This window comes from Curtobacterium sp. VKM Ac-2889 (assembly GCF_015350855.1).
Classification (GTDB): Bacteria; Actinomycetota; Actinomycetes; order Actinomycetales; family Microbacteriaceae; genus Curtobacterium; species Curtobacterium poinsettiae.
In genome coordinates, this window is the sequence record NZ_JADKSC010000001.1 from 562,203 (window position 1) to 585,395 (window position 23,193).

17 protein-coding genes are annotated in these 23,193 nt (G+C 70.0%); 5 read left to right on the top strand and 12 right to left on the bottom strand.

The genetic code is table 11. From position 1 onward, the window contains the following. Positions 1 to 38 precede the first annotated feature (38 nt). Together ITJ50_RS02870 and ITJ50_RS02875 are read right to left on the bottom strand one after the other, a co-directional pair. On the bottom strand, positions 39 to 977 hold the full coding sequence (locus ITJ50_RS02870; RefSeq protein WP_017887737.1) for a serine hydrolase: 939 nt from the start codon (positions 975 to 977) through the stop codon (positions 39 to 41). Next, positions 977 to 2,941 carry a M13 family metallopeptidase gene (locus ITJ50_RS02875; protein WP_194589872.1) on the bottom strand — a complete coding sequence of 655 codons (1,965 nt, stop codon included), beginning with the start codon at positions 2,939 to 2,941 and terminating at the stop codon, positions 977 to 979. Before ITJ50_RS02875 ends, ITJ50_RS02870 begins: the two co-directional genes overlap by 1 nt. Positions 2,942 to 3,022: 81 nt before the next feature. Here ITJ50_RS02875 and ITJ50_RS02880 point away from each other — a divergent pair, with 81 nt between their 5' ends. Then, entirely contained in the window at positions 3,023 to 4,360 is a 1,338-nt protein-coding gene (locus ITJ50_RS02880; RefSeq protein ID WP_071249899.1) for a uracil-xanthine permease family protein, read from the top strand. A gap of 165 nt (positions 4,361 to 4,525) precedes the next feature. Here ITJ50_RS02880 and ITJ50_RS02885 read toward each other — a convergent pair whose 3' ends face one another. Together ITJ50_RS02885 and ITJ50_RS02890 are read right to left on the bottom strand one after the other, a co-directional pair. After that, positions 4,526 to 5,290 (bottom strand): hypothetical protein, encoded by a 765-nt coding sequence (locus ITJ50_RS02885; RefSeq protein ID WP_071249901.1) that lies wholly within the window; start codon positions 5,288 to 5,290, stop codon positions 4,526 to 4,528. Further along, positions 5,290 to 5,865 (bottom strand): RNA polymerase sigma factor, encoded by a 576-nt coding sequence (locus tag ITJ50_RS02890; protein WP_194589873.1) that lies wholly within the window; start codon positions 5,863 to 5,865, stop codon positions 5,290 to 5,292. Before ITJ50_RS02890 ends, ITJ50_RS02885 begins: the two co-directional genes overlap by 1 nt. A gap of 236 nt (positions 5,866 to 6,101) precedes the next feature. Here ITJ50_RS02890 and ITJ50_RS02895 point away from each other — a divergent pair, with 236 nt between their 5' ends. The 3 genes from ITJ50_RS02895 to ITJ50_RS02905 all read left to right on the top strand — a co-directional run bounded on the left by ITJ50_RS02895 (position 6,102) and on the right by ITJ50_RS02905 (position 9,993). Beyond that, complete coding sequence (locus tag ITJ50_RS02895; protein WP_194589874.1) at positions 6,102 to 7,412, top strand: MATE family efflux transporter; 1,311 nt, start codon at positions 6,102 to 6,104, stop codon at positions 7,410 to 7,412. A gap of 83 nt (positions 7,413 to 7,495) precedes the next feature. Then, positions 7,496 to 8,695 carry a lipopolysaccharide biosynthesis protein gene (locus tag ITJ50_RS02900; protein WP_194589875.1) on the top strand — a complete coding sequence of 400 codons (1,200 nt, stop codon included), beginning with the start codon at positions 7,496 to 7,498 and terminating at the stop codon, positions 8,693 to 8,695. Positions 8,696 to 8,736: 41 nt separating this feature from the next. Further along, positions 8,737 to 9,993 carry a hypothetical protein gene (locus ITJ50_RS02905; RefSeq protein ID WP_194589876.1) on the top strand — a complete coding sequence of 419 codons (1,257 nt, stop codon included), beginning with the start codon at positions 8,737 to 8,739 and terminating at the stop codon, positions 9,991 to 9,993. Between the two features lie 115 nt (positions 9,994 to 10,108). Here the strand turns inward: ITJ50_RS02905 and ITJ50_RS02910 are convergent, their stop codons facing one another. Beyond that, positions 10,109 to 12,277: an AAA family ATPase gene (locus tag ITJ50_RS02910; RefSeq protein ID WP_194589877.1), complete on the bottom strand. Its 2,169-nt coding sequence runs from the start codon at positions 12,275 to 12,277 to the stop codon at positions 10,109 to 10,111. Positions 12,278 to 12,469: 192 nt separating this feature from the next. Further along, positions 12,470 to 13,603 (bottom strand): substrate-binding domain-containing protein, encoded by a 1,134-nt coding sequence (locus tag ITJ50_RS02915; protein WP_194589878.1) that lies wholly within the window; start codon positions 13,601 to 13,603, stop codon positions 12,470 to 12,472. Positions 13,604 to 13,708: 105 nt separating this feature from the next. Between ITJ50_RS02915 and ITJ50_RS02920 the strand changes: the two genes are divergently transcribed. Beyond that, positions 13,709 to 15,007: an MFS transporter gene (locus ITJ50_RS02920; protein WP_194589879.1), complete on the top strand. Its 1,299-nt coding sequence runs from the start codon at positions 13,709 to 13,711 to the stop codon at positions 15,005 to 15,007. A gap of 12 nt (positions 15,008 to 15,019) precedes the next feature. Here ITJ50_RS02920 and ITJ50_RS17740 read toward each other — a convergent pair whose 3' ends face one another. The 6 genes from ITJ50_RS17740 to ITJ50_RS02950 form a co-directional block, all read right to left on the bottom strand. Next, positions 15,020 to 16,543 (bottom strand): helix-turn-helix domain-containing protein, encoded by a 1,524-nt coding sequence (locus tag ITJ50_RS17740; protein ID WP_194589880.1) that lies wholly within the window; start codon positions 16,541 to 16,543, stop codon positions 15,020 to 15,022. Beyond that, complete coding sequence (locus ITJ50_RS02930) at positions 16,540 to 17,634, bottom strand: DUF917 domain-containing protein (protein ID WP_194589881.1); 1,095 nt, start codon at positions 17,632 to 17,634, stop codon at positions 16,540 to 16,542. Before ITJ50_RS02930 ends, ITJ50_RS17740 begins: the two co-directional genes overlap by 4 nt. A gap of 78 nt (positions 17,635 to 17,712) precedes the next feature. Continuing rightward, positions 17,713 to 18,837, bottom strand: coding sequence for a DUF917 domain-containing protein (locus ITJ50_RS02935; protein ID WP_071248827.1), 1,125 nt, complete (start codon positions 18,835 to 18,837; stop codon positions 17,713 to 17,715). After that, positions 18,834 to 20,018 (bottom strand): DUF917 domain-containing protein, encoded by a 1,185-nt coding sequence (locus ITJ50_RS02940; RefSeq protein WP_228500599.1) that lies wholly within the window; start codon positions 20,016 to 20,018, stop codon positions 18,834 to 18,836. The genes ITJ50_RS02935 and ITJ50_RS02940 overlap by 4 nt, the downstream gene beginning before the upstream one ends. Next, positions 20,015 to 21,571 carry a hydantoinase/oxoprolinase N-terminal domain-containing protein gene (locus tag ITJ50_RS02945; protein ID WP_194589882.1) on the bottom strand — a complete coding sequence of 519 codons (1,557 nt, stop codon included), beginning with the start codon at positions 21,569 to 21,571 and terminating at the stop codon, positions 20,015 to 20,017. The genes ITJ50_RS02940 and ITJ50_RS02945 overlap by 4 nt, the downstream gene beginning before the upstream one ends. 149 nt (positions 21,572 to 21,720) lie before the next feature. Next, positions 21,721 to 23,109: a purine-cytosine permease family protein gene (locus tag ITJ50_RS02950; RefSeq protein WP_194589883.1), complete on the bottom strand. Its 1,389-nt coding sequence runs from the start codon at positions 23,107 to 23,109 to the stop codon at positions 21,721 to 21,723. Between the last annotated feature and the right edge of the window lie 84 nt (positions 23,110 to 23,193).

Genomic DNA, 23,193 nt, shown 5'->3' on the forward strand with positions numbered 1-23,193 from the left:
ACGAGCAGCGGCAACAGCAGCGGCAGCGGCAAGCGCCGTCAGCGACGAGCCGGGGCGTGCACCGCCTCGAGCACCTCGGTGCCCATGGTCCGCAGCGCCTCGACCACGGCCAACCGCCGCTGCAACGAAGCGTCGTCGAACGTCACCGTCACGGCGTAGCTGACCGACGACCCGGGCCCCCGCAGGATCCCCGCCTCGGCCCGCACGCCGGTGCTCGACCCGGTGACCGCGACGACCTGCAACCCGTGGTCGAGTGCCCGGTGCGCCAGGGGGTCGAGGCCGAAGGAACCGGCGACCAGGTTCAGGTCGCTCGCCAGGGACAGCCAGCCGAGCACCCGGTTCGACACCGCCTCGTCGACGACCTCGCCGAGCGCCAGGCCGCGCATCACCCACGACAGCTCCCCGGTCGGTGCGACGGACGCGTCGGGAGCGTCGTCCGGCCCGCGGCGGTCCCGCACGCGGTCGATCAACGCCGTGCGCTCGATGCCCAGGGACTCCGCGCGCTCCCGGACGGCGTCGATGCCCACCGTCGTCAGCAGCGCGTTCATCGCCCAGGCATCGGCGGTGGCCCCGACCAGGGTCGCCAGGTCGGGCACCTGCATGGTCGGCTCCTGCAGGAACTGCCACAGGCCGGCGCCGGTCGCGGTGTCGCGGGCCATCCGCTGCAGCCGGTCACCGTGCAGGCGGCCGTCCTCGAGCTGGGCGGCGACCTCGATGAGCAGCAGGACGCGGCCCAGGCTCGCGACCGGCTGCACCAGGGTGTCGTCGATCCCGAGCAGTGCCTTGCCGCTCGACGTGTCGATCACCGAGGCACTCACCCCGGCGCCCTCGAGCGCGAGCGCACCGAGGGCCTCGGTGGTGGCGGTGAAGCGGTCGTCGGCCCGGCCGCTGTGCCGCCCACGACCGCGGCCGCCACCCGCTGGGCGGTCGTCCGGTCGCCGGCGGCGCGACGACCGGGCCGCGTCCGACTCCGTCATCACCAGATGGCGACGCGCTCGGCGGGGTCGAGGTACATCGCGTCCTGCTCGGTCACGCCGAAGGTGTCGTACCAGACGTCGATGTTGCGGACCACCTGGTTGCAGCGGAACTCGTTCGGCGAGTGCGGGTCGATCGACAGCAGACGCGCGGCCTCTTCCGGTCGGATCGCCATCCGCCAGGCCTGCGCCCAGCTCAGGAAGAAGCGCTCGGCGCCGGTCAGTCCGTCGACGACCGGGGGCTCCTGGCCGTCGAGCGACAGCAGGTACGCCTTCCACGCGATCGACAGGCCACCGAGGTCACCGATGTTCTCGCCGATCGTCAGGGCACCGTTCACGTGGCTGTCGGGCACCTCGGTCGGCACCAGGGCGTCGTACTGCGCGATGAGGGCCTTCGTGCGCTCCTCGAACGCCGCGCGGTCCGCTTCGGTCCACCAGTTCTCGAGCTTGCCGTCGCCGTCGTACTGCGAGCCCTGGTCGTCGAAGCCGTGACCGATCTCGTGCCCGATGACGGCACCGATCGCGCCGTAGTTCGCGGCGGCGTCGCGGTCCGCGTCGAAGAACGGGAACTGCAGGATCGCGGCCGGGAACACGATCTCGTTGAACCCGGGGTTGTAGTACGCGTTGATCGTCTGCGGGGTCATGAACCACTCGTCGCGGTCGATCGGCTTGCCGATCTTGCCGAGCTCGCGGTCGACCTGGAACGAGGCGACGGCGCGGACGTTCGCGACCAGGTCGTCGGACAGGACGGGCAGCGCCGAGTAGTCGCGCCACTTCACCGGGTAGCCGATCTTCGGCGTGAACTTGTCGAGCTTGTCGAGCGCACGGGCACGGGTCTCGTCGGTCATCCAGTCGAGCGCCGTGATGCTCTGCCGGTACGCCTCGACCAGGTTGGCGACGAGGTCGTCCATCTTCGCCTTCGAGGTCTCGTCGAAGTGCTCCTGCACGTAGATGCGGCCGACGGCCTCGCCCATCGCACCCTCGACCAGCGAGACGCCGCGCTTCCAGCGCTCACGCTGCTTGGGTGCACCGGTCAGTGCGGTGCCGTAGAACGAGAAGTTCGTGGCCGAGAACGCGCTCGTCAGGTACGCGGCGGAACCACGGATGACCTGCCAGCGCAGCCAGTCCTTCCAGACCTCGAGCGGCTGGTCCTGCAGCAGGTCGGCCAGGCCGGTGATGAACGAGGGCTCGCGGACCACGACGGTCTCGAAGGCTCCGGCGGGGGCGTCGATGGCCTGCCACCAGGTCTGCAGGTCGACGCCCTTCGCGAGCGCGGCGACCTCGGCCCACGGCAGCTTGTTGTAGGTCTTCTGGCTGTCACGGGTGGTGACGTTGTCCCAGTGCTTCGACGCCAGCGCCGTCTCGAGTGCGACGACGTGCTCGGTGCGGGCGCCGCCGTCGTCGAACCCGGCGAGCGGGAACATCGCCGCGACGAACTCGCGGTACTTCTCGCGGATGTCGGCGAAGCGCTCTTCGCGGTAGTACGACTCGTCGGGCAGCCCGAGGCCGGACTGCTCCAGGAACACGACGTAGGACTCGGGGTCGCCCGGGTCGTTGTCGACGAAGAGCTGCAGGAAGCTCGGCAGGCCGATGCGCTCGAACCGGCCGACGGCGGCGATGACCTCGGGCACGGACTCGATGGCGGTGATCTCGGCGAGCAGGTGCTCGATGGGTGCGGTGCCGAGCTCCTCGAGCCGCGCTTCGTCGGTGAACGAGGTGAAGAGGTCACCGACCTTGCGTTCCTCGGTGCCGGGGGCGGCCTGCTGCGAGCGCTCGATGATGTCGCGCACGGCGATCTCGGCGGCTTCGGCCAGCACCGTGAAGGAGCCGTACCGGGCCTTGTCGTCAGGGATCGGCGTCGCCTCGATCCAGGTCCCGTTCACGTGGCGGTACAGGTCGTCCTGGGGGCGCACCGCGGGGTCGAGTTCGTCAGTGTGGATGCCGGAGGCACGTGCGACGTCGGTCATGCGGTCCACGATAGCCACCGACCCCATGGGGCAGGTCGATCCGGGTCGTCACCGGCACACGGCTGCCGGTACGGTCATCGCATGGGACTTCCGTGGAAGCTGCACGGCGACGGCAAGACCGTCTCCGCGACGACGATCGTGGCACCCGACGAACGGCTCACCTGGCCCCGGACGATCGGCCTCGGTGTGCAGCACGTCGTCGCGATGTTCGGCGCCACGTTCCTGGTGCCCCTGATCACCGGGTTCCCGCCGTCGACGACGCTGCTGTTCAGCGGCATCGGCACGATCCTGTTCCTGCTCATCACGGGCAACCGCCTGCCGAGCTACCTCGGCTCGTCGTTCGCCTTCATCGCCCCGATCGGTGCGGCGACCAAGATCGGCGGCATCCCGCTCGCCCTGTCCGGCATCATCGTCGTCGGCGCGCTGCTCGCGATCGTCGGGCTCGTCGTGCACCTGGCCGGCGCCGGGTGGATCGACCGGCTGATGCCCCCGGTGGTCTCCGGCGCGATCGTCGCCCTGATCGGCTTCAACCTGGCGCCGTCGGCCCGGAAGAACTTCACGGAAGCCCCGGTCATCGCGGTCATCACCCTCGCGACGATCATCCTGGTCACGGTCGTGTTCAGGGGCCTGATCGGCCGCCTGTCGATCGTCATCGGTGTGCTCGTCGGGTACGTCGCCGCGCTCATCGGCGGTCAGGTCGACTTCTCGAAGGTCGGTGACAAGGCGTGGATCGGTCTGCCGGACTTCACCGCTCCCGCGTTCGACCCGTCGCAGCTGCCGATCTACCTGGCGTTCGTGCCGGTCGTCCTGGCGCTGGTCGCCGAGAACGTCGGCCACGTCAAGGGCGTCGGGCAGCTGACCGGCCGTGACCTCACGCCGCTCACCGGTCGCGCGCTCTTCGCCGACGGCATCTCGACCGTCCTGGCCGGCATCGGTGGCGGCTCCGCCACCACCACCTACGGCGAGAACATCGGCGTCATGGCCGCCACCCGCGTCTTCTCCACCGCCGCCTACTGGGTCGCCGCGATCGCGGCCGTCCTGCTCGGCCTGTCGCCGAGGATCGGCGCCGTCATCTCCTCGGTGCCCGCCGGCGTTCTCGGGGGCGCCACCACCGCGCTCTACGGCCTGATCGGCATCATCGGCATCCGGATCTGGGTCGAGAACCGCGTCGACTTCTCGAAGCCGAAGAACCAGCTGACCGCCGGAATCGCCCTGATCATCGGCATCGCGAACTTCACGTTCACCTTCGGCCAGGCCAGCTTCGGCGGCATCATCGTGGGCACCATCGCCGCGATCGTCGTCTACCACGTGATGGACGTCATCGGCCGGGCCCGCGGCACCGACGAGCCCTCGACCGAGGTCGCTGACCCCGCACACGCCGCCACCGGCGCCGTCCCCGCGGAACCGCGCGCCGACTGACGCGAGTGGTCGGCCGGCCGTCGCCACGCGCCTGACGACGTGGGACCACCGGACTGGAGGCCCGTGGCGGCGCCGCCACGGGCCTCCCGTCCGTCCCGTTCTGCGTTGCGGACCGGAACGCCCCCCAGTCGGTCGCTCCGGTCCGCAACGCGCTCCTCGCCCGGTTCAGCGCGGCGCGCTGGGCGACGGGGTCGCGGTCTGCACGGACTCCTGCTCGTCGATGTACCGCTGATCGAGCGGGACCTCGTCGGCGACCCCCGCCGTCCACTGCCCGACCACGGTGGTGCCGTCGGACTCGTACACATCGCCGCCGTCCGGCTCGCTCCACAGGACCCAGCCCTCGCGGCCGTTGTCCGCCCTCCCGGGGACCAGATCCGGGTGACCCGACGCGTTCGGGACCCCGTAGGTCTGGCCCTTGTCGTTGACCGCCCAGTCCGACGTGACCGCGTTGGCGTACTGCAGCGTCGCCGTCCACCGCGTCCCCGCCGACGCTTCGATGCTGAACGTCGTCGTCCCTCGCTCCGGGAGCCGGCCGTCGACGACGCGCATCGTCCCTTCGTCCCGACAACTCAGGCCGGAAGCGCCCCCTCCGACGGTGGGGACTCGGACCATGCCGACGTCGTTGCGGCACGTGATGTCGACGATCACGGCACCCGCGGTGTCGGGAGCCTGCCCGATGTCGACCAGTGCGGGACCGGTGTGCGTCGCAGTGGTCGTGCGCCCGACTGCTGCCGTCGTCGTGGTCCCCGGGAGCCCGGCGACGACCAGGGCGGCGGCGCTCGTCGTCACCGCGATCGCTGCGACGGAGACGATCGAGACGCCGATGCGTGCACGTCGTTGCTGGCGCTGCAGGGCGCTGGGTCGTGTCCCGATGGCGGCCAGCTCCGAGCGGACCGCTGCAGCGGCGTCGGGATTCATGTCGATGCTCATCAGTAGGTGCCTTCCGGTGCGTTGCGGACACTGGGACGGAGGTCGTGCAGGTCGCGTTGCAGGCGCTGCCGCATCCGGTGCAACCGCACGCGTGCCGCCGGCGGTTTGAGACCGACCGCCTGCGCGGCCTGCCAGACCGGCATCTCCTCGACCCCGGTGAGCACCAGCAGCGCGGCATCCTGCGGCGCGAGGCCCCGGATCGTCGTCCTGAGGCGATCGCGGGCCTCGAGGTCTTCGGCGTCCGTGGCAGGAGCGTGGGGATCGTCCCGAGGGAGCGCGTCGAGGAGTTTCCGGTACCGCGCCGCCGCGCGTCGGTGGTTCTGGGTCAGGTTGACCGTCGTGACCAGCAACCACGGAGCGACGGAACCCGCCACCAGAGTGACGCTCTTGCGCTTGCGCCAGAGCTCGTAGAACGCCGCCGCGGTGATGTCCTCGGCGTCGTGGGAGTGCTCCGTCAGGCTCAACGCCCGTCGGTAGATGCGTGGTCGGTGCCGGTCGAACAGCGCGGCGAACGCAGCCCCGTCATCACGGACCGCTCGCGTCCACAGCGGGCCGTCGTCCTGTTCGTCCTTCACACTCTGGAGTGTCCGGTCATGGCTCCAGCGTTACAGACGTCAGCGGATCGGCTCGTCGCGGAACGAGGTCGTGCGGGGCGCAAGCCCGAGGACGTGGGACCACCGGACTGGAGGCCCGTGGCGGCGCCGCCACGGGCCTCCAGTCCGTCCCGGGGTCGCGCCCACCCCGCCTCGTGACCACGACGGGTCGGCATCGCCGACAGAATGGGTCGGTGCACCGACCGACGCGACCCGCTGTGACCGCTGAGCGGCGCGCGGTCGACCGCGACATCGTGCGGCTGGCGGTGCCGGCGCTCGGAGCGCTCGTGGTCGAGCCGCTGTTCCTGCTGACCGACACCGCGCTCGTCGGGCACCTGGGGGCGACGCCGCTGGCGGCCGTCGGGCTCGCGAGTGCCGTGCTGTCGACGGTGACCGGGCTGCTGGTGTTCCTGGCGTACTCGACGACCCCGGCCGTGGCGCGCGCGCTCGGCGGTGGCGACCGTCGCGGAGCCGTGCACGCAGGCATCGACGGGATGTGGCTCGCGCTCGCGCTGGGGGTGGTGCTGGCGCTGGTCGGGTGGCCGCTCGCCGGGCCGCTCGTCGACCTGTTCGGCGCGTCCGCCGAGGTGTCGGCGGCGGCGACCGCGTACCTGACCATCTCGCTGATCGGGCTGCCCGGCATCCTGGTCGTGACCGCCTCGACGGGACTGCTGCGTGGGCTGCAGGACACGAAGACCCCGCTCGTCGTCGCGACCATCGGGTTCGTCGCGAACGGGCTGCTCAACGCCGTCCTGATCTACGGCGCCGGCTGGGGCGTCGAGGGATCCGCCGCCGGCACCGTCATCGTGCAGTGGGCGATGGCCGTCGTCTACGTGCGCATCGCGGTGCGGGCCGCTCGGTCGTCGGGGGCGCCGCTGCGCCCGGGCGCCTCGGGCGTCGCACGGGCCCTGCGGTCGGGGGCATGGCTGTTCCTGCGGACCGCGTCCCTGCGGATCGCGATGCTCGCGACCGTCGGTGCCGCCGCCGGGCTGGGGACCACCGGGCTGGCGACGACGCAGGTCGGGCTGACCGTCTTCTCGACGCTGGCGTTCGCGCTCGACGCCCTGGCGATCGCCGGGCAGGCGCTCGTCGGGCACGGGCTCGGCGGGCGTGACCCGGAGCGGGTGCGACTGGTGACACGACGGCTCGTGCTGCTCGGGATCGCCGGCGGTGTGCTGCTCGGGGTGCTGACCCTGGCGGTGAGCGGCGTGCTCGGGCCGGCGTTCTCGGACTCGCAGGCGGTGCGGGACGCCCTGCCCGTCGTGCTGGTGCTCATCGCCGTCGGGATGCCCGTCGCCGGGTACGTCTTCGTGCTCGACGGGGTGCTGATCGGCGCCGGTGATGCGCGGTACCTGGCCATCGCCGGGGGCGTGAACCTCGTCGTGTACCTGCCGCTGCTCTGGTGGGCCGGCGGGACGCTCGCGGGGCTGTGGGCGGCCTTCGCCCTCGGCTACATCGGGGTCCGGGCGGTGACGCTCGGGGTGCGCGCGCACCGGCGCGGCTGGGTGGAACAGGCGTTGGCGCGGTGAGCGGGCCTTCTCCGGCTGGGCCCGCTTCGTCTGCCGGGTCTGATTCTCCTGCGGCGCCGTCGTCTTCGGTGGCCTCGTCCGCCGTGCTCGCCACGGTCGGCATCGGGGTGCAGGGCGTCGCGAAGCTGCTCGTGACCGTCGTCGTCGGGCGGGTGTTCGGCACCGAGACCCTCGGGCAGACCACGGCGCTGCTGTCGCTCTCGGTGTTCGTCGCGCTGCTCTGGCCGAACGCCGCGGGCAACACCGCGTCGCGGTTCCTGGCCATCGCACTACGGCGTCGGCACTCTGATGCCGCGGTGAACCGGCTGCTCGGGGTGTCGATGCTGGTGTCGAGCGCGGTGCTCGCGGCGGTCACCGTGCCGATCGCGCTGGCCTGGGGCAACGGCCCCTGGATGGTGCTCGGTGGTGCAGCGGTCGTCGTCGGCTACGGCCTCTACTGCTACGCCCGAGGCGCGCAGCTCGGCTACGACCGGGCACCCCGGGTCGCGCTCTGGGACTCCGTGACGAGCGTGCTGGCGCTCGGGCTGCTCGTGGTGGCGTGCGTCGCACGGCTCGAGCCCTTCGTGCTGCTGCCCCTGGCCATCGGGTACACGGTGTTCGCGATCGCGTGCTGGCCGCGGGGCAACGGCTTCACACCGGCTTCGCGCGAACCCGCCGCCGGGGTCCTCGGGTTCGCGGCATGGAACGTGCTGGCGGTGGTGACCTCGAACGGGTTGCTGCAGTTGACGATGATCTCGGCGCAGGTGACGTCGTCGGCGCACAACGCCGGCGTCTACGCCGCCGCGTTCACCCTGGCGACGCCGGCGTCGATGCTCGGGCAGGCGTTGGGGCAGGTGCTCGTGCCGGCGTTCGCGCACCGGACCGATGGTGGATCGTTGCGCTCCCGCGGGGCCCTGCTGCTCGTCGTCGGGTTCGCTGCGGCATCCGCCGTCGTGTTCGGCCTGGTCGCCCTGCTCGCAGGATGGTTCCTGCCGATCGTCTACCCCGCCGAGGGCGCCGCTGCCGTCGCCGACCTGCGGTACCTGATGGTCGCGGTGTGGGTGCTCACCGTCGGGCTCGTGCCGGCGGCGCTGTTGCTCGCCGCTGGACGCTCACGGCAGGTCGCCCTTGCCTCGGTCGCCGGGTTCGTCGTGGGCGCTGGGCTCATGGCGGTGCTCGGACCCGTCGCGGGAGTCGCGGGTGGGACCACGGGATTCTTGGTGGGGAGTGCGGTGAACCTGGTTGCGGTGGTGGGGCTCGGGGTGCGTCGCAGCTGCCCGCCCGTCCGCGGTGATACAAACTGATCGGCGAGCCAACCTGGCACTACAACAACCTTGGGGGAAGAATGCCGACACTCCGGCAGGCCATCGACACGATGGGCAAACGTGGAATAGTCCGCACTCAGAGCGACACATCGCTTGCACAAACTGTCGCTGACTTGCAAAAAAAGTACCTCATGAGCGACCCAACTCTTCCCGTGAAAGCCAGAGTCACCCCCGCGGCCGGACTGAACGACGTGCTCGATGCGAGGCCTATCACCGTCATGTTAGAACTCGCTCGCGGAACCGCACTGAACGTCTCGGACGCTGTCGCATCGTTCGGGCGCAGATGGTCGGCGCTCAAGTACCTCGGCCTCTTCGAGAACAACACGCCAGCGGGAACGCTTATCCTCAGCCCAAGCGCCTTGGCCGAGGTCGGTGCCAACCAGCGACGGGTTATTTCTGAGGAGCTTGGAATCGGCTTCGCCGCGCACGCCGCGAAGCACTGGTGCCAGACCCGCTTCCCTGGTGTCGGCGCGATCTCGATCATCGACGTGGACCGGACCCTCCTCAACGGGTCCATGCCGAAGCTCCAGCGCAACGGGAGGCGGCAGCCCGACTATCTTCTCGCTTTCGACGACCCGACTTCCCCTGGAAGCAGGCGGTTCGAGGTCCTTGAGGCCAAAGGGACCGTGAGTACTGCTACGGCGAAGTCGCAGCTCGGACGAGCCGTCACACAACTCGCCGGCCTCACTGTGAACAGACAGACAATGACCGGACTCGCCGTGTCGACAGTCTCGACCGAGAACGGGATCACCCTCCTGGCAGTCGATCCCGAGGAGTTCCCCGTCTCCTGGACCCCAAACAAGTCGGGAACTGACCACTGGCGTGGGGACCTGCCCAACTGGAGCGGCGAGGAGCCGGTCGTCGACTTCACTCCCGAAGAGTTGGCTGCGAAGGCAACAAACGTCGACTACGCAAGTCTCGCAGAGTTTGCAGGCCTGTCTTCAGCCACTGATGACTGGCTTACAAGATTCAGCGAGGGCAGACACAGCGAGGTCATGGCCGAGACGAAGGCTGGACCGGGCGGGACGTCGTTCATCGGCCAGGAGTTTGTGTTCCAGGTCGGTTCGGAAGTGGTTCGGATGTTCCAGGGGGTCGAGTCTGATGTCGCTGACGGACTGCGATCGGTCGACCCCATTGCCGTCCTGCAGGCGCAACGTAAAGGGCGGCCGTCTCATGTGGACGTCGAAGATGCCCTCAAGAGCGGCTCAGGAAGGGACGTTGCTTCAGCGGTGGCGACGTCCTCAGACGGCGCGGTGCTGCAACTCACGGTCGGCTGAACAGCGCCTCGACTTCCTGGACCGTCCCTACGAACCCGCCGTGGGCACGGTGACGAAGGGCGGTGCCGATGCGGCGCGCGTCTGAAGTTCAGACTCACCGCATCGGCCGCCAATATCACTTCGCCGAGCGAATCACATCTTCAAGTAGCTCGCTACAGGCTTCGGTCACGTACTCTGGCACGGCGTCGAATTCTCGCGGATTAAGCTGCATCACGTACTCATTCTCAATATGGTACGACTCATTGAGGAACTTTTGGAACGCACTTCCGGTTTTAAGTCGCTCCGGTTCGAGCTCAGCGAGCACGCGGAATATCTGAACCTTCTCGTACCCGATTTCCGTCGCGTCATATTTAGCTTTCAGCCCTCCAAAATCCTGTAACTCAGCCACTGCGATGTCGTAGTCGAATCCAGGGATATCCTTCTGGATGCTGCTTGTGGCGGCAGCCAGCTCCTCCGCACTAAGCGGCACGCGAGAACCATCCCCGTGCGCCTTGCGGTCTGGCACCGAACGAGCGTGCACCAAGCTCGAGAGCATCTCGTACTCCAGACCGAGGTCCCCGTGTACCTCATACAGCCTCCTGAGGTAGATACTCTTGATTAAAATATCCCTGGCGCTCTTAATATTCTCATCGCAGATCTGAGAGAAGGTTGCGATATCGCTTCTGCCGATCGCTTTCTCAGTGACAACGCCCGAGCGAGCGCTGAGGAAGTATGCAGCGGGCTTCGCAGCGGCGAACTGGTTCCGGGTAGCGGTACGAACGATGTCGATCGCCGGCTCGATGTCATGCGTCAGAAACAGGGTTGTTTGGTCGCGAATGCTGTTTTTACCGTGAAAGAGGTGGTGCAAGATCGCGAACTTTTTTGTTTTGTCGAAGCTAGAAACTGGGTCGTCGAGAACAACCAGGTCTGGCTGCTCTCGCCTTACGTGATGCATGAACAGCACAAGCGCAAAAGCGTTTTTCTCGCCGTAACTCAGGTGCGAAGACGCAGACGGAATGTGACCGGACGAATCCTTGTGCTCAAGGATCATCTTGTAAGAGTCACTGCTGGGCTCAATTCGGACGCCGTAACGGTATCCAGCCGACGCGAGAAAATCGTTTATGCCATCCTGATTCGATTTGATCAGCTCTGATACACGCTTCTTCTGCTTCCCGATCCGCTCGCGGATGAGATTTATCTTGCTCGCAACACCGTCGATCTTCTCGTTGATCGGCTGGATCACAGATTGAGTTGCCTCAGATTTGAGCGAACCGAGCAAGTTAAGGTCGATCTTCAATGCACGCAGTCTCTCGTCGACACTTTTCTCATCCCGGAGCGCGTGAAACGACAGGGCGCGGAGGGCCGACAACTTTGTAAGCAACGTCTGAATCTGCGCCCGCAAGTTGGCGAGGAATTGCCCCTGCTCCAGCGAAAGTTCGGTAACCGCCGAAGTCAAAATGTCTTGAAGCAACATACGGTCGGACTCAACAAAGTATTCACCGAGCCTCTCCACGACAACCCGCAGTCCAGCGAGTGCCTTCACAGCGGCGGATTCGTACTCAGTGGACACCTGTTTCGCGGTCTCTTTGTCGACGTCAACCGTTGAACAAAACGGGCAGTTGTCAGACATTTCCAGGAATGCCTTACCCTTAGCCTGCCATGAGATCCAACCAGCAGGGTCACTACCGTGCAGGAAGCCTTTATACCCCTGCAGGGTTACGGGAATATTTGTTAGCTTCGGCACCATACCAAGCGCTTTGAAACCGCGGCTTGTTTTGGCAATCACTCCGGACTTCGTGATACCGAAGGCGTCTCGCAGCTCAGTGAAGGCGGCGATCGCCTCTTCGAGGTCAGCCTCGTTCGAAAACGTGTCCTGCAGCTCCGCAAACAGCGAGGAGATGTCCTTGATGCCTTTTTTGTACTCTTCGGTATTGATGAAGATTTCGAAGCTATCTTTCAGGACTTCGTCGGGTTGGAATACGAACTGGGAGACATAAGAATCGTCGAAGACGAGAACCTTCTTTATATCCTCGGCACCCTCCACCCTGGGCTCCGGCGGTGTTGCAGTATCTCGGTATTTGAAAGGCAAGAGTTCCGAGAGCGCTCCGTCCTCAGCTGCATTCAACCTGAGCGCTCTAGCGATCGTGCTCTTGCCAATTCCGTTGGGTCCGTATTTTATGTTCAACGCCGCCCGATGAAGGGAAAGACGCGCCTGGGTAATGCTGTTGCAGTCAAGAATTCGGATGTCGTAATCGCGGTCTGGCGTCGTCTCGAGAACCGATGGCAGCGCTTCGTTGGGTTGCATGGACGTCAACTATGACAGAACGTCATGTAAAGCGCGATGTCCAGCAGTCGCGCCCCCGTGCCGGACTGCTGGAAGACGCCGGACAACACCAGCTGCCGCCCCGATCCGCTTGAGAAGTAGCCGAGCGCTCTCACTCAAGGAGTGATCCCGTCCCAAGCCGCGCCCTACATAGTCGTGGAGTTGAATGCGGCTTCAGTGGCGATTCGATGAGGGCGGCGGCCCCGTCGTGTCCCCCACCCGCAACTCCGAGGTGAACGACGCCGGTTGGGGCTCCGCGCCCTCGAGCATGGCCAGGGCGGCACGGGCTGCGGCCTGGCCCTTCTGCACGAACGGCTGCACCAGGGTGGTCAGGTGCCGGATCGGGGTGCGGTGGAGCAGGCTGTCGTCCACGGTGATGCCGTCGAACCCGACGACGCTGACGTCCTCGGGGACACGGAGTCCGGCGTCGAGCGCGGCCGAGATCACCCCGACGGCGATCAGGTCACTCTGCGCGATGACGGCGGTGGGGCGGGGGCCTTCGGCTGCGAAGAGCTCGGTGCCGGCGAGACGCCCCTCCTCCACCGAGCTGCCTGCGGTCTCGATCGCGACGGCGTGCGGGTAGACCTGGCGCACACCACGCAGTCGCTCGAGCGTGGTGAAGGCGATGCCCTCGTCCTGACGGGCTGCGTCGATCGGGCCACGGCGGCGTGCGGCGTCGAGCGGCAGCGTCACGACGGTCACGGCAGAGTGCCCGAGCCCCTGCAGGTACTCGGCAGCACGGCGTGAGGCATCGCGGTTGTCGAGCTGCACGGGGACAGCGCCCTCGATCTCGGCCGCCTCGATCGCGACGACCGGGATCTGTCGACGCCGCAGCACGGCGACGGCGGGGTCGATCCGGACGTTGCACCCGACGAGCACGACGGCGTCCATCGGAGCATCCACCAGCGGGCCGGCGCCCTGCTCGTCGTCGAGCGGACTCCGGACGAGCAGCAGGGAGACACCCGCGGCGCCGGCGACCTCGGCGATGCCGTCGAGCGTCAGGACGTTGACCGGGTCACGGAAGGCATCGCTCAGACGCTCGTCCATCACGACGCCGATGACGCCGGAACGACCGCGGCGCAGCGAACGCGCACGGGGGTCGGGGCCGCCGTAACCGAGGTCGGCCGCAGCGGCGAGCACGCGGGCCTTGGCGTCCTCGGACACCGGGCCGAGACCACTGAAGGCGAGCGAGGCCGTCGACGGCGCGACCCCGGCAGCACGGGCGACCGCTGCCAGCGTCGGGCGCGACGAACGGGTGACGCCGCCGCGGGAAGGCGACGCGCCGGGTCCTGTTGCCGGTTCGTCCATCGCCCGTTAGCGTAGCCGGAACGAGCGGTCGAATCGATTCGACAACCGCAACACCAGCACCAGAACGCGCAGCACCGAGCGCGTCGCAGCACGATGGGAACCACCATGACGACGCCGTCCACCCGCACCGTCCCGACCACCAAGGCCTGGATCATCGCGGTGTTCGCGGTGTTCACCCTGTCCGGGCTCGACATCGCGACGTGGCTGGGCCGGATCCCGAGCGTCCGCGACTCCCTCGGGGCGAGCACGTTCGAGATGGGCCTGCTCGTGCTCGGCATGGCCGTCGGCTCGATCGGCGGTCTGACCTTCGCCGGGCACATCGTCGCGAAGCTCGGTGCGAGACGGGGCGTGCAGGTGGCTGCGGCGTGCCTGGCGGTCGGCATGATCTTCGCCGGGGTCGCGGTCACGCTCGGGTGGGGCTTCGCCGCCATCTGGATCGCGCTCATCGCGTTCGGCTTCGGCAACGGCCTGTGCGACGTGTCGATGAACGTCTCCGGCGCCGCCGCCGAGAAGGCCGGCGGACGCACGATCATGCCGCTGTTCCACGCCGCGTTCAGCCTCGGCACGCTCGCCGGTGCGGGCCTCGGCGCCCTGGCCGAGAAGCTCGAGATCCCGGTGTCGGGGCACTTCATCGTGCTCGTCGTCATCACGAGCGCCGCCATGCTCGTCGCCGTCGCGAAGTTCCAGGACGAGCACCTCGTCGAGCAGCCGGTGTCGACCGACACCAGCCCGGTCGCGACCCCGCTCACCCGCTGGCAGGTCTGGGCACAGCCCTCCACGCTGCTCATCGGCGTGATCGTGCTCGGCATGGCGCTGGCCGAGGGGTCCGCGAACGACTGGCTGCCCCTCGCGATGATCGACGGCCACGGGCTCGACAACGCCGGCGGTGCTGCCGTGCTGACGGTGTTCCTGGCCGCGATGACCGCTGGCCGCGTCGCCGGCAGCCCGCTGATCGACAAGTTCGGCCGCGTGCCGATCCTGCGCATCAGCGCCGCCGTCGCAGTGGTCGGCCTGGGCATGCTCATCTTCATCGACAACGTGCCGCTCGCGATCGTCGGCGTCGTGCTCTGGGGCCTCGGTGCCAGCCTCGGCTTCCCGATGGGCATGTCCGCCGCGGCCGACGACCCCCGCACCGCGGCCGCCAAGGTCAGCGCCGTCGCGACGATCGGCTACGTGGCGTTCCTGGCCGGGCCCCCGCTGATCGGGTTCCTCGGCGAGCAGATCGGCCTGCTCGGCGCGCTGCTGATCGTCTTCGTGTTCATCATCGCGGCCGGCCTGGCTTCGGGTGCGGCCCGCGAGACCGGTGCCGCCGCCCGCCCCGCCCGCGGGACCGACACGAGCACGACCGAGCACGAGCACGACACCGCGACCAGCGAGACCGAGAACGCCAGCGACCGCAGCTGACGCAACGAGCCCTCAGCCGCCGTCCCCGGCCCGCGCCCGCGTCGCCAGGTGCAGGGCGAGGCGGGTCTCGGGGTCGGACAGGTCCACCGCGAGCAACCGCTCCACCCGCGCGATGCGGTCGGACACGGTGTTCCGGTGCACGCCGAGCACCGCGGCGGTCTCGGCGATCGACGACTCCGCGTCCAGGTAGGCGGCGAGCGTCGTCAGGAGCGCCCCGCCACCGCGTTCGAGCGGTGCGAGCAACTGCCGTGACGCCGGCAGGAACGTGTCCGTCTGCGTCCACGCGAGCAGCAGCTGCGCGAGCCCGAGCCGGTCCACGTGCACGAAGTGCCCCGACTCCGGACGGCTGGCGGCCAGACGGGCGGCGTCGCCCGCCTCGCCGAGCGTCCGCACCAGCCCGGCAGGGCCCGCCTGCAGACTGCCGACGCCCACGTTGGTCTCCACGGTGGTGCGGAGCGTGTTCTGCGCGCGCCGCAGCCGACCCGCGATGTCGGCCACTGCCTCCCGGCCGGGTTCGTCGGGTTCCGACAGCCACAGCACCCAGCCGTCCGCCTGTTCGACGACGACCGCGTCGAGTCCCTCGGCGCGCACCGCGGCGTCGACCTGCTGGCGGAGCGCGACCAGGTCGACGCCCTGCCGCGCGACCACGCGCGCACCGACGTGCCAGGCGTCCAGCCGCCACCCGGCGGCGATGGTCCGCTGCACGAGCTGCGGGGCGGGCGCCCCGTCGGCCGCACGGAGTTCGTCGAGCATCGCCATCCGGTAGCGGGCATCGCGCTCGTCGTCGAGCCGGGTGAGCAGCAGCCGGTGCCCGACGGCGACGGCGGCGACCTGCAGGGCGCTCGCGACCACCTGCTGCTCGGTGGCGATCGGGACGGACAGACCGACGGCCAGCCAGGCGCGCGGTCCGATGCCGGTACCGACCGGGATCGCGACGAGCGTCTCGTCGACGCCCTCGGCGATCAGCACGTCGCTCGTGCCGGCGCGGCGGACGAGCACGGCGCGCGCCGTGTCGTCGACGGCGGCTCCGCGGAGTGCCAGGCCCGACGCGTCGAGGAACCGCACCGGGTGGCCGAGCGACCGGTCGAGCCGGGCGAACAGGTCGTCGAGTTCGGGGCCGGCGTCGAGCGCGACGCGGGAGGCGTCGAGGGCCGCCCGGGCCGCCGGACCCATCCCGGTGCCGATCAGTTCGTGCAGGCGGACCGAGGTCGCCCACGGGTCCGGGGTGGCGAGGACGGCGACGCCGAGCCGGTCGGCGAGCGTCGTGGTGCCGGGGCCGAGTTCCAGCGATCCGTCGACGACGAGCAGAGCGGTGCCGGCCGCGGACGCCCGACGCAGCAGCACGTCGAAGCGGGCGTCCGCACGGTCGACGGGGGTGAGCAGCACGACGACGTCGTCGCCCTGGGCGAGCGACCGGCCGACCTGGTCGGGGGTCCCCACCACCCCACGGACGCTCCGGACCGCCGTGCTGCCGGGGCCGACGAGCAGGCGGGTGCCTGCTGGCAGGAGCGGCAGCAGGTCGCCGACGGCGTTCACGCGAGCACCTGGCCCACGGCCTCGGGCACGACGTCGGCGTCGATGCCGAACGCCCGCGGTCCCATGTGCGCGGTGCGGTCGGGGTCCGCCCACCACCACGGCGCCGACGGCAGCACGAGCACGGCGAGTTCGTTGCCGACCCGCGTGCGGTCGGTCGCCACCGGCGCGAGCGAGCGCGCGTCGACGACGGTGATGACGCTCGGCGTGCTGGCGACGGGCAGACCGTCGACCAGGCAGTGCACGTACTCGCTGCCCGCCTCGACCCGGGCGACCGCACCGGTGCCGGCGTCGCGGATGGCCAGGCTGCTGCGGACGAACGCGAGCGCGTCCCCCTCGCGCTGCACGTCGATGACCCGGCCCTGCGCGACGACCCGGCCGCCGATGAGCGCGGCGAGTTCCGCCGCGTCGCGTGCGCCGCCCGCTGCGCGTCCGATCCGGAGGGCGCGCTGCACGCTGCCGACGACGGCCCGCTCGCGCAGCAGCGCCACCGGGACCGGGCCGATCGCGAAGGCCGCCCAGCCGCCGCTGTGCGAGACGGCCTCGCGCCAGACCGTCTCGACGTCGTGGGGGTGCCGGGCGTCGACGACGATCCGCAGACCGCTCGTGGTGGCTGCCGCGGCCGTGACCGTCGTGGTCGGGCCGACGAAGACCGACAGCTGGTCGATGCGCGGGACCGCGCGGCCGACCAGGTCCGCGTCGACGAGCGGCAGTCCGGCGGCGTGGGCGGTGAGGGCCGCGGCCGGTCCGGTCACGCCGCCGATCTGCGCGGCGACGACGGCGTCGGCACGGACGCCCGTCCAGCGTTCGACCGCCGCGAGCGCGGCCGGCAGCTCCTCGCCGCTCGGCATCTTCTCCTCGAGCACGTTGGTCGACCCGATGATCCCCACGGCCACCACCGAGCCGAGTGCGGGGTCGTCGAGATCGACGACCGGCACGCTGCGGTCGCCGAGCGCGAAGCGGAGTGCGCTGACCATGTGGTCGACGCGGCCGCCACCGCCGCACCCGAGCAGGGCGGTGCCGCGTCCGAAGACGGTCGCGTCGTCGGCCTGGAGGCCCGTCACACCGCCGCCACGCCGCTCACCCTGGTCCATGGGTCCATTCTGCTGCCGTGGTCGCGTCCCGGGCCCGGAGCCCGGGGTCGGCGCCCCGGGTCGGCGCGCGGCCGTCGGTCAGCCGACCGCCGGGGCGGCCGGGCGGACGTGCTCGTGCAGGTCCTCGACCGGGACGAACGGCTCGTCGAGCCCGAAGCACGACGGCCCGAACACGGCGAGCGCCTCCGGGGTCCGCATCAGGTCGGGGGTCGAGATGCCGATCACCCGGACGCGCTGCCCGAACCGCAGGCGCTCGGTGGTGATCGGTTCGGCGGTCTCGGCGTCGAGGACGCAGATCAGGTCGGGCACGACGGCGACGAGCTGCCCGTCACGCCGGGCGACCAGGTTCTCGTTCTGGAACCGGAGTTCGAGCTCGGAGCCGTCGGTCCCCTGCACGGTGGCGCGACCGCGGGCGAACCCGTCGACCGTGCGGCGCTCGACGTCGACGACCTTGCCGTCGAACAGCTCGCGCAGGTGCGTGTAGATCGTCGTGCCGAGGGCCTCGGCGAGCGCGTCGATGGGGTCGCGGTGGGCTTCGCGGGCGACCCGGATGGCCCGACCGACGGCGAGCGCCAGGGAGAGCGTGCGCGGGACGGCGGTCTCCTGCACCTGGCGGCCGGACATGGCGTACTCGGCGATGTAGGCGACGCCGCCGAGCCGGATGGTGACCCCGCGGGCGAGCCACTCCATCTTCTTGTTGTCCGTGCCGGTCTCGATGATGACGCCGTGACCGTTCTCGTCGCTGATCGCCAGCGGACTGCCGGGGACCCCGTAGACCGAGAACGTCTCCATCTGCAGCTCGGGGAACGCGCGGCCCATGCCGTCCGCGTCGACGACGGGCAGGCCGCCGGTGGCGCCGACGAGCAGCGGGATCATCGAGTTGATGCCGCCGCACTCGATGGGCATCGTCGCGGTCGCCGTCCGGCCCAGGTGGGCTTCGAGCCGACGGAGCGCCCCGAGGGGTTCCGGTCCGGCGGGGATGCGTTCGAGCACGACGGTCGGTGCGCCCATCTGCGCGGTGGGGATGACGAGGGCGTCGTCGGGGACCTCGGACGGGTCGAGGATCGTCACGGGGCCGTGCTGTTCGATCGCGGCACGGACCAGGAGCATCCCGATGGTGGGGTCGCCTCCGCCGCCGGTGCCGAGCAGCGCGGCGCCGCGGGCCAGGTCGGGCAGGTCGTCGACGTCGAGGATCCAGCTCATCGGTGCGCTCCCGTGTTCGTCTCGCCCGCGCTCGTGGTGCCGTCGTGGCGGACCGCGGGGGTGTCGTAGCCGAAGTACCGCGGGCCGGCCAGGCGCAGACCGTCCGGGGAGTGCCAGCGTTCGTCGGCCGGTGCCGTGACGATCCGGATGCGGGCGCCGAAGCGCAGGGCCTCGGTGGTGATCGGTTCGCCGGTCTCGGCGTCCAGGGTGATGATGAGGTCGGGAGCCGTGGTGCGGACCTGGCCGGCCACCTCGACCAGCAGGTGCTCGTTCTGGAACCGGAGCACCGCCTCCAGGCCGGTGTCGCTGCCGGAACCGGCGATGCGGGCCGTGCCACGGGCGAACCCGGTGACGGTCTTGCGCTCGATGTCGGCGACCTTGCCCTCGAACACGACCGTGCCGCCGAGCACCTCGGTCACCGCCGTGACGGGGTCGGCGTTCTCGCCGCGTGCGCGGACCAGCGTCTCGCCGAGCCGGACGCTCAGCGACAGGCTGCCACGGACGAACGACTCCTTCACCTGCGCGCCGGACATGGCGTACTGCGCCGTGATCGCGGAGCAGCCCATCTCGACCGTCGCCGTGCGGGCGAGCCGCTCTGCCCACCGGTTGTCGACCGTGTCGAAGACGACCGTGTTGCCCTTCTCGTCCGCCAGGGCCATCGGTGTCGCGCTGACCCCGGACAGGGTCGGCAGCACCATCTGCACCTCGGGGAACGCACGGCCCATGCCGTCGCCGTCGACCAGGGGCAGGCCGAGCTCGGCAGCGGCGACGATCGGCGTCGTCGAGTTCACGCCGCCGACCTCGATGCAGGCCAGGTGGGTCGGGGTCACGTTGAGGAACGCCGACAGGCTGCGGATGGCCTCGGCGAACTGGCCGGCGGACGGCAGCTTCTCGACCATCACCGTGGGAGCGCCGATCATCGCGACCGAGAGCACCACGGCGTCGTCGGGCAGGTCCTCGACCTGGACGATCTCGACCGGGCCGTGGGCGCGGACGGCGGCCTCGGCGAGCAGGCGGCCGATGTAGGGGTCACCGCCGCCGCCGGTGCCGAGGATCGCGGCGCCGCGGGCGAGGGCCGAGCAGTCCGCCCCGATGGAGGTGATGGGGACCTCAGCGGACTGCTCGGCGGTCTGGGAGTTGGAGGTGGTCCTGGGCGGGGTCGCGGTCTCGGTGGCGCTCATCGGACCAGCGCCCCGAGTGCCAGGTCGCCCACGGCCTTGGCGCGGATCCGCGTCGCGTTGCCCGGCAGGTACGGGATCGGGACCTCGTCGAAGTCGACGATGTCCACCGAGCCGGGGTCGGCGCCGGCCGCGATGGCGCGGTCGACGGCCTCTTGCCGCGCCTCGTCGACCACGGCGGACCGTCGGCCGTCGCTGATCGCGTAGACCTTGTCGACCTCACCGCTGACCTGCGCGATCGCCGCACCGATGGCGTTGGCGACCGAGTAGTGCTCCGGGCGGTGCACGGTGCCGAGTCCGGGCAGGGTGTCCGGCAGCAGCACCGAACCGCCACCGACCGCCACGACGGGCAGCGGGTCGGACGAGGTGCGCATCCGCTCCACGATGTCGGCGACGCGCTCCGCGATGACGTCGAGCGCGCGGGCGGCGACCTCGGCCGGCACCCCGGCGACGAGCGACGGGTCCCCGATCGCGCCACGACCACCGCGGACGGCCACGTCGGTCGCGGTCAGGGTGGTGCCGCCGAAGACCAGGCCCTCCTCGGTCAGGCGGTACCCGACGGAGTCCGGCCCGACGACGCTGCCGTCCTCGCGGATGCGGGAGCCGCCGCCGATGCCGACGGACAGGACGTCCGGCATCCGGAAGTTCGTGCGGATGCCGGCGACGGCGACCTCGCCGGTGGCCTCGCGCGGGAAGCCCGCGGTCAGGACGCCGACGTCGCTCGTCGTGCCGCCGACGTCGACGACCGCGCAGGTGTCGAAGCCGGACAGCACCGCGGCGCCGCGCATCGAGTTGGTCGGGCCCGAGGCGAACGTCGCGACCGGGTAGCGACGGGCGTACTCGACGTCCATCAGCGTGCCGTCGTTCTGGCTCAGGAAGAGCGGTGCGTCGATGCCGCTGCCCGTGACGGACCCGGACAGCCCGTCGACGATCCGGTCGGCGAGCTCGCGGAGCGCCGCGTTGATGATCGTCGCGTTCTCGCGCTCGAGCAGCCCGATGCGACCGATCTCGGACGACAGCGAGAACGCCACGTCGGGCCCGAGCTCGGTGGCCATGATCTCCTGCGCGCGCTGCTCGAACTCGTCGTTGATCGGCGAGAACACCGACGAGATCGCGACGGACCGGATACCCGCGGCCGCGATGGCACCGGCGTGCCGCTTGAGTTCCTCGGGGTCGAGCTCCGAGATGACGCGGCCGTCGAACTCATGGCCGCCGTGGGCCAGGAACGGCTGCGCGTGCACGGCCGACACCAGGTGCGCGGGCCAGTCCGTGAACGGGGGCAGCGACGCCGTCGCCGGCAGACCCAGGCGGACCGCGGCGGTCGGGGCGAGGCCGCGTGCCTCGACCAGGGCGTTGATGAAGTGGGTGGTGCCGATCATCACGCCGTCGATGTCCGTGGGGCCGAAGGCGTGCTGTTCGCGCAGACCGTCGAGCGCGGCGACGATGCCCGAGGTGACGTCGGGGGTGGTGGACCGCTTGACCGCCGCACGGACGGTGCTGCCGTCCATCAGGACGGCGTCCGTGTTGGTGCCGCCGACGTCGATGCCGATGCGCATGGGGGTTCCCTTCGGTGGTGCGGGTGCGGGTGCGGTGGTGCGGGTGCGGGGTCTTCGCGGGGGGGTGCTGCTGGTTGATGGGGACCGGCCGCGCCGTCGCGCGGATCAGGGGTTCGGCGACGCGACCGGCCGTTCGGGGAGCGCCCGTGTCAGGCGGCGGGGGTGGCCGGTGCTTCGGCGACCGGGGCCTCGGTGGCGGCCGGCGCAGCCTCGGTCCGACTCACACCGACACCGCGGATCAGCCCGGCCTTGCCGGCGACCACGTAGAGCACGAAGGCGATGACCACGGAGTTGATCGACGGGATCCCGACGGCGACGAAGTACCCGATGAGCGAGGCGACCGCCCAGATGACCAGGGTGGCCGGCACCCAGGTGGGCGAGGTCGCCGGGATGTTCTCGGCGTCGCTCAGCTCATGGCGCCAGCGCTTCACGACGAAGTACTCCGCCACCATGATCCCGGCGATGGGCGGGAAGACGACTCCGAGCACGGACAGGAACGGCGTCAGCGCCCCGAGGAACCCGACCGCGGCGAGCACCGAGCCGACGACGCCCATCACGAGCGTCACGAGCCCGCGGTTCACCTGCTTGCCGAACACCGCGTCGATGAAGTTCGTGACACCGAGGCTCGAGCTGTAGATGTTCCAGTCGTTGATCTTGAACGTGCCGAGCAGGATCACGAGGATGCCGACCCAGCCGACGCTCGACGTGATCACACGGGTGATGTCCGCGGAGCCGACGGCGTGGGCGAGCAGGACACCGGCCAGGCCGATGACGTACTCGCCGAGCGTCACACCGAGCAGCGTCTGCTTCACGACGTCGCCGACCGAGCGGTTGAAGCGGGTCATGTCCGGCGTGATCACCGCACCGACGATGAACCCGCCGGCCACCAGGGTGGTGCCGGCCACGAAGCTCAGCTCCGGACCGGCCGGGGCACGCGCGGCGAGCTCGGCGATCGAGTGCCGGCTCAGCTCGACGATGACCGCCCAGCCGACGAGCACCAGGAACAGCGGCACGGTCACGTTCGCCAGCCACTGCATCGAGTGGAACCCGCGCAGCACGATGGCGGTGACGAGCAGCCCGAACACGAGCGACCACGCCCAGGCGGGCAGGATCGGCAGGATCGAGACGAGCCCGGCAGCCGAGACGCCCGACTGGATGCCGAACCAGCCGATCAGGCTCAGCCCGATCGCCAGTCCGACCAGCGCCGAGCCGGCCTTGCCGAACCCGGTCCAGCGGGCGATGACCGAGGTGTTCAGGCCCTCCTTCACGCCGATCACGCCGACGAGCACCGAGACGATCTCCAGGATCACGGCGCCCAGGGTGATCGCCCAGAAGGCGTCCCAGAAGCTCATGCCGAAGCCGAGCGTCGCACCGAGCAGGAACTGGGACAGGGCCGAGATCTGGCCGAAGCGCTGCACGGCGACCTGGAACCAGCCGTAGCGTGCGGACATCGGGACCCGGCTGAGCGAGTAGTCGTCGACGGCGACCGACTCGGAACGGGGGGTTCGTGGTGCTGACACTGCGGTCTCGCTGGCCATCGTGGCTCCTCGGGGAGGGGTGTCGGCGTGGGCCGATCGGGGTGTCAGCCACGGTAGGACGGCATCAGATTGCGGTACATGTGC

Coding starts and splice junctions, on each gene's coding strand:
- ITJ50_RS02870 (WP_017887737.1), bottom strand. CDS start 977: ATGACGGAGTCGGACGCGGCCCGGTCGTCGCGCCGCCGGCGACCGGAC.
- ITJ50_RS02875 (WP_194589872.1), bottom strand. CDS start 2,941: ATGACCGACGTCGCACGTGCCTCCGGCATCCACACTGACGAACTCGAC.
- ITJ50_RS02880 (WP_071249899.1), top strand. CDS start 3,023: ATGGGACTTCCGTGGAAGCTGCACGGCGACGGCAAGACCGTCTCCGCG.
- ITJ50_RS02885 (WP_071249901.1), bottom strand. CDS start 5,290: ATGAGCATCGACATGAATCCCGACGCCGCTGCAGCGGTCCGCTCGGAG.
- ITJ50_RS02905 (WP_194589876.1), top strand. CDS start 8,737: ATGCCGACACTCCGGCAGGCCATCGACACGATGGGCAAACGTGGAATA.
- ITJ50_RS02910 (WP_194589877.1), bottom strand. CDS start 12,277: ATGCAACCCAACGAAGCGCTGCCATCGGTTCTCGAGACGACGCCAGAC.
- ITJ50_RS02915 (WP_194589878.1), bottom strand. CDS start 13,603: ATGGACGAACCGGCAACAGGACCCGGCGCGTCGCCTTCCCGCGGCGGC.
- ITJ50_RS02920 (WP_194589879.1), top strand. CDS start 13,709: ATGACGACGCCGTCCACCCGCACCGTCCCGACCACCAAGGCCTGGATC.
- ITJ50_RS02930 (WP_194589881.1), bottom strand. CDS start 17,634: ATGGACCAGGGTGAGCGGCGTGGCGGCGGTGTGACGGGCCTCCAGGCC.
- ITJ50_RS02935 (WP_071248827.1), bottom strand. CDS start 18,837: ATGAGCTGGATCCTCGACGTCGACGACCTGCCCGACCTGGCCCGCGGC.
- ITJ50_RS02940 (WP_228500599.1), bottom strand. CDS start 20,018: ATGAGCGCCACCGAGACCGCGACCCCGCCCAGGACCACCTCCAACTCC.
- ITJ50_RS02945 (WP_194589882.1), bottom strand. CDS start 21,571: ATGCGCATCGGCATCGACGTCGGCGGCACCAACACGGACGCCGTCCTG.
- ITJ50_RS02950 (WP_194589883.1), bottom strand. CDS start 23,109: ATGGCCAGCGAGACCGCAGTGTCAGCACCACGAACCCCCCGTTCCGAG.